Raw genomic sequence first — 9,110 nt, forward strand, 5'->3', positions numbered from 1 at the left:
CTAAGAAGGGTGAATTTATCTCAAAATATACTCACCACTGATGAACAGTGTTCAATAAGATGCGTTCCCCCTGGCTGTCCCAGGCAAACAGAACTTTTTCTGCTGGTTGAGTCGGGTGCAGTGCCAAAATAATCAGTTGCAGCTTGTGAGGCTCGATCTCGAAGAATTCGGCAGCTACCCATAACTTAACTCGATCTTGCCAAGTCAGTACAGGATGGCGAATCGCCCACTCAAATAGTCTGGGTGTTCCTTTGACTAAACCCACATTTGTACGGACTTGTATCACTTTAAATGGAGGAGAAGGGGAAGAATTTTCTTCTGTCACTCTCCTTTTTGTTCGGTCTAGTTTTGTTTGAAGTGGAATGTCAACAAACAGTTTTCGCTGCGGTAAAAACAGTGATGGCGATAGTTCTTTGAGCTGGAAAACCCACTGCTGGAACTGGGGGTGACTGTTGAGAATTGGCTCGACAGGTAATCCCATTAAAATTTGCTTGACAAGCAGTTGCAAGCGTTCTTGCAGATAGGAAGGAACAAGAGGCGGCTCTTGTACTGGGCTAGTATGAATAGTTTGATTGAGGTCTGATAGAGTAAGGAGGTACATTGCTCAGAGCATAAAAGACTGAGCAATAGCGGCGATCGCCACAGAAAAAGCCCGGGAGTGCGGAATGGGATTAAAAATTTATAGCCCACATCCTGCACCCTCCAGTGTCACAGAGCATGAAGCAATGTTGAGAATATTCATACCTTGCGTTCGATTGGATAGTCTTTAAGCAAAAATACTCCGGTCAGGCGATCGCCTGACACGGCCTCCTCTTTCTTTGTAGAAACATGGAGAAAAACTTACCAATTTTCTACTCGAAAACCAGGCAAGATTTAGGCTTTTTATTTGCTTATAAAAGAGAGAATTTTGCGACAAACTAAAGTGTTTTTCAAGCAACTTATTTCAACTAAATAAGTAGTAAGCCCTTACAACAATACTCCGGACAGTTTTTCAAGAGGGATGCGATGGCTTCGGCAAGCAACGCTTACGCAATAAATCACAGAAGCGAAAAAAGTGAGTGCAATCTGAACCCAAAATGAACAGAAAAAAAGGCGCTCTTTTAGGTTAAGCTATAAAAACACACAAGCTTAACAGATTGCCTTATGAAGATTATTGAATCCATTTTACAACAAATGCCAGGGATTAGTCAACCCCAAAAAAAGTTTTTAATCACTTTATTCTCAACTATTTTACTGAGCTATGGCAAAATCAACTTCACGAATCTCAGTCGTTATAGTTGTTTGAGTGAAAAAACTTATCGTCGTCACTTTCTCAAAACATTTAACTTTCCACAATTAAATCACTATTTCCTCGAAAAAGCCTTAAATCCTGAACACACAGTCATTGCTGTTATTGATTGTTCTTTTTTAAGAAAAAGTGGCAAAAAAACTGACGGTAAAGCTTACTTTTATAATGGTGTAGCTGGTAAATCGGAACAGGGGTTGGAAATTTCTGTGATTTCTATTGTCGAAATTGAGACTCGTTTATCTTATAGCTTAAGTGTACAACAAACTCCGTCACGTCCTCCCATAACGCCGGTAAAAAAACTGCCACAAAATCCGAAGAATTGCTGGTCTAAGAAATCTCGCAAAAAACCGGAGCCTCAAAGCTCAACGCCTGACCTCACAAGAGTTGATGACTATGCACAACATCTAAAGAATACTCGTTTTTACTTCCCAACTTCTGTACGTTATTTGGTGGCTGATGGCTATTACTATCGATCTAAATTCTGGGAGGCTGTGCGGGACTTAAATTTAGACTTTATTGGCAAGTTAAGAAGTGATGCTAACCTGCGCTATTTCTATACAGGTGAACAAAAGAAACTGGGAGCTCCACGTAAATATGATGGTAAGGTTGACTGCCATGATTTGAGTCGTCTTAATTTTGTTAAAGACCTAAAACCGGGAGTTTCATTATATACATTGATTGTGTGGAGTTGTTGTTTGAATTGCCCAATTTGTTTGGTTTGTATCTCTGAGGTTCAAGCCAACGGCAAAATCAAAAATGCTTTATTGTTTAGCACTGATATTCACCTACCACCTGAGCAAATTATTGAATATTATCAGGCTCGCTTCCAGATTGAATTTATTTTTCGTGATGCCAAGCAATTTACAGGATTGTCTGATTGTCAAGCTCGTCATTTGCCACGGCTTGATTTTCATTTTAATGCCAGTCTAAGTGCCTTAAACTTAGCTAAACATGAACTCTCTAGTTGTCATTCATCTGCCAAGTCGTTTGTGTTTTCTATGGCCTCTTATAAACGTCTGGAATTCAATAAGCATCTACTTTGTACCTTTATTGATAAGTTAGATTTAGACCGGGATTTGATTTTAAATCACCCTAACCTTCCTTCAGTCTTGTCTTATGGTACTTTGGCTGCTTAAAAACTGTCCGGAGTATTGTTACAAGCAGGTAAAAAAAAACGCAAAGTTTTAATCCGTTATTCTGTGAAATTAGAGACAATTAGCTGTTTCCCAAACACTCACCATCTATCTGTAAAGGGAAACCGGGGAGGTAACAATTGCTGACTTGCGCTATCAAAGGACTCAGTTTGTACTGTCTTTTGAATGGAGTTCTGAAGACATTCAAGCAAGTCGCCATCAAGGATCATTTGCTTTACCAACATCAGGAACAGACCGGTCTAGATTTGCTGTGACTCCGCAGGAATTGTTTGAGTACCGTCCCCCCGCTTACGATCCAATTTGACGGCCGGCTGCTCGGTTTTTTCCAAAAACTGTGCCACAGATTTGATGACATCTGTTGCGGTTTTGGGTACGAGAACCAAATCTCCAGATGCCAGCATATCTAGTAGGGCACCGGGTTTTCCCTTGCCTCCGTACAAGTGACCCATAGAAGCTGCAAGCTTTTCAAGTTTTTCTGGTGTCTGTCGCGCAACTCGCGCTCGAAAAACAATGCCTGAAGGCGATCTCTGTTTCCGTCCCATGCTCGACCTTATATCTGTGCTACAGTTTTAACAAGCGGTAAGCCTATACTAAAAATTGTACAAGACACGAGGTTTGAGTGGAAACTTTAGCCCGCTTGTGCTCTATCAGTTTAGGGTGCAATGACTCGATATTTGCAGAGTATGCTATCGCTTTTGCCCCATAAATTTGACTGGTTATGCCCAAAAAGCGCAGTTGTTCCGTGAAAATTGCAACGCTGCACAGCGTGTTGCAAGATTGCTATCAACTTAAGCTGGAAGAGCTCAAGTACCTTCTCGATGCAATTGACGTGCTAATTGACGCTGAAGAGAAAAGGTTGTCGGAGTTGGAAGCCGACTCCGACTGGGAAGAAAAACGAGAAGAAAAAATGGCTGCTACTGGTGCGCGCGGTAGTACGGGATACATCGAATCCAAGACAATCAAAGGATGCGGTCCTTATGCCTACTTGAGATTTCGTAAAGGCGGCAAGCATCATTCGTTCTATCTGGGCAAGCTCAAGCCTTAAGTTTTTAGGGTGCATAGACATTGATAGATTAGTGGTTCTGACGTTTATGCACCCTAAATTATCGGCGTTTAGGGTGCATAGCGATTGATAGATTAATGGTTTTGGCATCCATGCACCCTAAATTACCGATGTTTAGGGTGCATAGACATTGATAGATTAGTGGTTCTGGCGTTTATGCACTCTAAAGCAAGCGAGTCATTTAGGGTGCATAGGCATTGATAGATTAATGGTTTTGGCGTTTATGCACCCTAAATTAACAGGCGTTTAGGGCGCATCTGCCTTGACAGATAGAGGTTCTGGTGTCTATGCACCCTAAATTGGTTGTGTAGTCGCGCTCACAACTGAGTGTCTGACAGCGTTATATTCGGCTTGTTGCTTTCCGAATTCCGAACTCATGCGTGATAGCTTACCAACGATATCGATAGCTTGGTTCGTAACAATGAGAATAACGTAGAGGTGATTTGAACTCAACTCTTCACCTACACCACAACAATTGTTCAATAGGTAGCTATTGGGCTAAAAATCATCCAAATTAAACAGCGTAAATTGATGAGGCGATGTTGTCGTATTTCTGGGTCGGCGTTTGCCCTTAACAACTTCTTGAACTACGGGATTAGAGTGAATTGATGTCTGATCATTCAAGTCAATAACTTCTGAGCTTTCTCCTGAACTTATTTCATGTTCGACTAGACAATCAGTATGATTTTTAGTCTGAGACTCGACTGGCTCAAACCACTCATTATACCAGTAAGCAGCGTTTATTGATTGAGGTCGATCGCTACTTAAAGTATTGCCAAGGAGCAAATCAGTTTGACCCAACCACCAAATCGGAACAGCCAGCCAAGGTGAAAACATATAAAACTGAAACAAAGCGCATTTTAACAGAGTAGGGTCTATATCTTGACCGATACCGCTCAGACAGTAATTCGACTGTGTTAACATTAAAGCACCCGTACCGCAAGCGGGTTCATTGAAGCTGGAAATTCGCTCTGTCTTATCACCACTGACTAACTTAGATATCAACTGACACAAAGCTAAAGGTGTCGGATAAAACCCTGAAGTTTTTTGAGCAGTCTTTCCGCAAATTTGGGGTAGCAGCCGGCCCATGTAATCTTCAGGATACAGCATGAGAATTGACAGGTCAAACATCTGATAAAGACGCATTGATGCACCTTCACAGCCGGCAGGTTCTTTGGGTAAAATCTTGTAAGCTGGATGTCCGAATGCGAACAAAACCCAGTCCAAGAAAAACTCCAAATAGTCCCAAGCTGACCAAGTTTTCCATTCTCCATGTTGAGGAATGCAATTGAGAGTGTTATCTAGCATGGCTTCTGCGGTAGGAGAATGCTGCCATTCGATTTGGGGAATCGGTTCTGCTGGCAAAGTTTCCTCAATTACAAATTTGGGTAAATTTTCTGGTTTTCTGTTCTCCAGAATGGCTAGCATTGGCTCCATCTTCCACCGCATCCAGGCATGAGCGGGGACAGCTTGACACAAAGCCCAATAATCCCACCTTCCCCACAAACATCGGTCTATTTGTGCGAGAATTGTTAAAAGCCAGCCCGGCTTTAAATCTCGTTTGAGGTTGGGGATTAAAGCTTGCTTTTTCTTTTGTTTATAGGGTTGATTTCTGAAATGTAACAGCATTGACTCTCTAGTTTTGGAGTCAATACTTGGCAAGACAAGCTTGTTTTTCATCAAAATAATGGGTACAAACCCCGTCTTAAAAGACGGCTTTACTTGAGTTAAAATTGGTATGAATATCCATCTTTCCTCTGAAGAGTCTGACAGTATTTATGGCTAATACCTTGTACCAATTCTTTTGCCGAAATATTGAAAGAGCCACTGCTGCGAACAGCCACTCGACCAATATATTGACCAACTTTCCTTCCCCTGGTTACTACTGCTTTAACAAGGTCGCCAGTTTGAAAACCTTTGACAAATTTGTCACGAGGTACATAACGAGATGGAAAACCAAATTTATCAGTGCGGCACATTTGTCGAGTGCCGTGACCGTTGGCCTTGATTAACAATGGTTGAGTGGTTAACACAATTAATTTATCAACCTTGCCAACACAAGCAGCGTCAAAATAATGAGTTTTGGGCAACTCTAATCGAGTGCGATTGTATTTTGTCTGCCCGCCGGAACCCGTCGTAACAGGTAATCCCGTTAGCTTGAGTTGATTAAACAATGCCCAGCGGGTTGAGTTGACGGCGGTAGCATCTTTGAGTGGTTGTTTGACTTGTGCCATAATTTGCTTGAGCAAATCTGGCTTCTTTAAAAGGAAGTCGTTAATATCTTGAGTACCTTTCTTGAGATTACATTTTTCGCAAGCTAGACACAGATTAGAGATTCGATTGCTACCTCCTTTTGCCTTGGGATGAATGTGCTCTACCTGCAAAGGAATATTTTCTACCTTGCAGTAAGTACATTTTCTCTCCCATTTGTTGAGCAGATATTCTCTGATTTCGTACCCAAGTAATTCGCCTTGCTGATATTCGACCCCAGAAATTTCAGGTTTCTCTAGTTGTTGAAGGTCGAATCGAACTAACTCCATCGCAATACTATTTACGGGTGCAAATTTGATGAATTTGTTTACCCAGGTCAGCGTAGTATCTACTCGATGTTTTAAGCTAGGAGCTAGCCAACCTTTCGGACGAATGCGATTTAGGAAACGCGCTTGACGGTAGCGGGTATGTCTAGCTCGACGACTTCTACGGATAGCACGACGAGAATCCAAGCTAGCTTTAATTGCTTGTCCTCTGTGATTTAGCTCACCTACGAAGATGATATTTTCACCTTTTAGTAGCGCAATTCCCGTAGTTTTACTACCGGGATCGAGTTTGATCTCGTAGCTTGCGGGGCGGAACGCCATCGACTGTTCAGTTGTATTGACAGCACGTTTAAGAATGATGGTAAATGGGTATCTACGGAAGACCGCAGCTTCGCCATTCGAGAGTAATCTTCTAGCCACGGCAGGATGAACGGGATGTAGTGGTTGTTTATTTGGATCCAGTACAAAGGTATAGTTTTGCATGAAATTCTCCCTTGCGGGGTAATGTTTGCTTCGCCAATATTTCAAGAGCTTGTTAAGCTAACAACACTGTTTCAGTGACCGTAAAACTGTTTAATTGTTAGCGACAGAGCAGAAGACTAGCACGCATCTAAGGGTGTCGTGACTCTCGAAATGTAGTCAGTTAAGACTGTGGCTGGTCAGAATGGCTTACTGGATTTCTCCGGCAAGCCTCATGCCTTTAGGCTGAGGTTCCTGACGAGTACAAGTCTGAAAAATGCACCTCTAAAAACCGCAGTAGCGGTTCACACATTTTAAGAAGGGGAGTCGGGAATGGGGAGTGGGGAGTGGGGAAGAGACGGGAGCATCTCAATGAAAGCAGCCAAGCAAGCTAGAAATCTAAGTTTTGAGGCAGAAGGCAGGAGGAAGAAGGAAGGAGCCAGAAGAAGTGTTTTTACAAATATGAGATGCTCCCGAAGAGAGGAAGAGAGAGTGGGGAGTAGCTTTTCCTAATTAGAATCGCTCTCGAAGCAATGTTGAACAATTGCCTATTTGTTTGATAATTTTTATGAGGTGAGATCGTTTCCGGTTTCATTGGAATGATAAAGTGGAGGTCAATAATTCCACATTTCCCCACTCCCCACTCCCCACTCCCCACTCCCCACTCCCCCTATTCTTAAAATGCTTCGCACAGCAGCAGCCCCACCTGCTTGAGTAAAGCTTTGTTACCATCAGGGCATCCCGGCTGAATCAAACATTTAGGACAGCCAGAACTGCAAGAACAACTGCGGGCTAACTCAGCAGCCGCATGAGCTAATTGAGGGAGAGAACGAAAAATAGCTTCCGAGGTTCCCGAACCTCCTTCTGCTAAATCGTAAAAGAGTCCTGCATAGTCATTTGCACCTCTCTTCTCTACCAGAAAATTCACATCATTAGCTGAAGCCAAAATAGTCAGAGGTAAAGCTGCTAAAATTTGATGACCGAAACTGTGAATAGCCAACAAATTCGCGGGGTACTCCCACAACTGCTGATATCCGGGAGGAATCGGCTGTTGAGATTGAAGCAATTCCTGGCGAGTAGCTGTTACTACGTGTTGCAGGTAACATTCAACCGGGGAATTCAAACTAATTTGCAGTACAGGAGTCGCAAATTTGATTTCGTAAGGTTGCTCAAAGTTTACCTCATTAAGAACCGATGTTAGCTCAGCAGAGCGAGTTCTCTTGCCACAAACAGGACAGGCAGTACATTTTGATAAATGCTCTTTGTAATTGACACACTTTCTATTGAGACAAGTTAACTCGTAATTGCGAGTTAATAATTGATAACCAGTGACGAGTTGGCTAATTTCTCCCCAAACCAGTTCCAGAATAGCTTGAGCTGGAATTGCCTTACTATCCGTTGAATTGGTTTGAACATTTCCTTCAACTTCTGGAATGACCAACGGGATTTGTTGAGGCAAACTCAAATTCTGCTTGAGGCTGGTATGAGTGTGGCTAATCGCTACAGTAAACAGTCGAGTTTCAGGGGTGTTTTGCAAAATAGCTTTGCCATTCAAGAGCGAGCGCGAAGTATAAGTCACCAAACAGCCGTCTGAGTTTTGCGTGCGGTAAATAGCACCAGGAAATACCTCTCGATAAGCAATCTCCGCACTGAGGAGTTCAATCTCTTCTTGAGTATCCGCATCCACCAGTTGTATCGTGCTAGAACCCGTTCCCCCTCGAAAGTTTACATCTTTATGGGGAAAGCCTTTAGCCCATAATTTATCCCGGCTTTTGTGAAGAACACCTTGCTCAATTAAAGCCGTTGCAATTTGAGGAGCGCTCTTGCCAAAGTAGTGCTTGAGCTTATTGGCAGGAATGCCTGTTTCGACAGCCGCGCACATTAAATGTTTGGCAATATCTATGGGATAATTGGCATTAAAGCTCACCAATTCAGATTCGGCTGACACCAACAATTCAGGGCGCTCGGCAAAATAGTTATCCAAAGGTGATTGTGCAATAGGAATGAAAACAATTAAACCGGAGTTTGCGCGACCAGCCCTGCCAGCCCTCTGCCTAAAAGCTTGCAAGCTTCCCGGCCATCCCCTAATAATAGCAAAGTCAAGTTGAGGCAAATCAATACCTGCTTCGAGAGCGCTAGTGCTGAGGATACACTTAACTGTTCCTGACTGCAAAGAGTTAATAATTTCCATGCGGCGCTCGCTTGTTAAACTGCCGTAGAAAATTGCTACTTGCGACTCAATTCCCGAGTTAGTTTGAGTTACAGCTTCTTGCTTAAAAGTTGCCCACAAGTTCTTAATTGCTTGTCTGCCGTTACCGAAGCAAATTCCGCTTTGCCCTTGCTGCAACAAAAACATAATGATGCGAGCAACATCGGAATTAGCATCATGAGTGGGTTTAGTAACAATTAATTGCCGTTCTGGGATAGCAGCTCCGCTAGAGTTAATCCAAACTAACCGCTCGGGTTTATTGATATTTCGCTTTCGACTTCTACCAGATAGTAACTTCGCTAATTTAACGGGATTGCCAACGGTAAGCTGTTGCACATTTAAACTGTGATACAAGCATTACCCTTATTTTTAATTTTTCGACCCCATTTAATTATTAATT

At 42.6% G+C, this 9,110-nt stretch carries 7 protein-coding genes; 2 read left to right on the plus strand and 5 right to left on the minus strand.

Translation table 11 applies throughout. The features are described from left to right. Nucleotides 1–31 precede the first annotated feature (31 nt). The gene (locus tag QUA88_RS28675) at nt 32–601 is read right to left on the minus strand and encodes a hypothetical protein (RefSeq protein WP_333275111.1); all 570 of its coding nucleotides are present in this window, start codon (nt 599–601) and stop codon (nt 32–34) included. A 542-nt stretch (nt 602–1,143) separates the two neighbouring features. On the opposite strand from QUA88_RS28675, the gene QUA88_RS28680 reads away from it, so the two are divergent. After that, nucleotides 1,144–2,424, plus strand: coding sequence for a transposase (locus QUA88_RS28680; RefSeq protein ID WP_333058616.1), 1,281 nt, complete (start codon nt 1,144–1,146; stop codon nt 2,422–2,424). Nucleotides 2,425–2,681: 257 nt separating this feature from the next. Here the strand turns inward: QUA88_RS28680 and QUA88_RS28685 are convergent, their stop codons facing one another. After that, complete coding sequence (locus QUA88_RS28685) at nt 2,682–2,984, minus strand: hypothetical protein (protein ID WP_333058617.1); 303 nt, start codon at nt 2,982–2,984, stop codon at nt 2,682–2,684. Nucleotides 2,985–3,160: 176 nt separating this feature from the next. Here QUA88_RS28685 and QUA88_RS28690 point away from each other — a divergent pair, with 176 nt between their 5' ends. Then, nucleotides 3,161–3,487 (plus strand): hypothetical protein, encoded by a 327-nt coding sequence (locus QUA88_RS28690; RefSeq protein WP_333058618.1) that lies wholly within the window; start codon nt 3,161–3,163, stop codon nt 3,485–3,487. A gap of 516 nt (nt 3,488–4,003) precedes the next feature. Here QUA88_RS28690 and QUA88_RS28695 read toward each other — a convergent pair. From QUA88_RS28695 to QUA88_RS28705, 3 genes are all read right to left on the minus strand, one after another. After that, complete coding sequence (locus QUA88_RS28695) at nt 4,004–5,185, minus strand: hypothetical protein (RefSeq protein ID WP_333275115.1); 1,182 nt, start codon at nt 5,183–5,185, stop codon at nt 4,004–4,006. 47 nt (nt 5,186–5,232) lie between these two features. Beyond that, nucleotides 5,233–6,525: an RNA-guided endonuclease IscB gene (iscB, locus tag QUA88_RS28700; RefSeq protein WP_333275118.1), complete on the minus strand. Its 1,293-nt coding sequence runs from the start codon at nt 6,523–6,525 to the stop codon at nt 5,233–5,235. A gap of 652 nt (nt 6,526–7,177) precedes the next feature. Beyond that, nucleotides 7,178–9,046, minus strand: a complete 1,869-nt coding sequence (locus QUA88_RS28705) for a helicase-related protein (protein WP_333275121.1) — start codon at nt 9,044–9,046, stop codon at nt 7,178–7,180. Between the last annotated feature and the right edge of the window lie 64 nt (nt 9,047–9,110).

The sequence above is a fragment of the Microcoleus sp. D3_18_C2 genome (genome assembly GCF_036702395.1).
GTDB lineage: Bacteria > Cyanobacteriota > Cyanobacteriia > Cyanobacteriales > Microcoleaceae > Microcoleus.

Excerpts from the sequence above, each read along its gene's own strand:
- QUA88_RS28695 (WP_333275115.1), bottom strand. The coding sequence starts at position 5,185 with ATGAAAAACAAGCTTGTCTTGCCAAGTATTGACTCCAAAACTAGAGAG.
- QUA88_RS28690 (WP_333058618.1), top strand. The coding sequence starts at position 3,161 with ATGCCCAAAAAGCGCAGTTGTTCCGTGAAAATTGCAACGCTGCACAGC.
- QUA88_RS28680 (WP_333058616.1), top strand. The coding sequence starts at position 1,144 with ATGAAGATTATTGAATCCATTTTACAACAAATGCCAGGGATTAGTCAA.
- iscB (WP_333275118.1), bottom strand. The coding sequence starts at position 6,525 with ATGCAAAACTATACCTTTGTACTGGATCCAAATAAACAACCACTACAT.
- QUA88_RS28685 (WP_333058617.1), bottom strand. The coding sequence starts at position 2,984 with ATGGGACGGAAACAGAGATCGCCTTCAGGCATTGTTTTTCGAGCGCGA.
- QUA88_RS28675 (WP_333275111.1), bottom strand. The coding sequence starts at position 601 with ATGTACCTCCTTACTCTATCAGACCTCAATCAAACTATTCATACTAGC.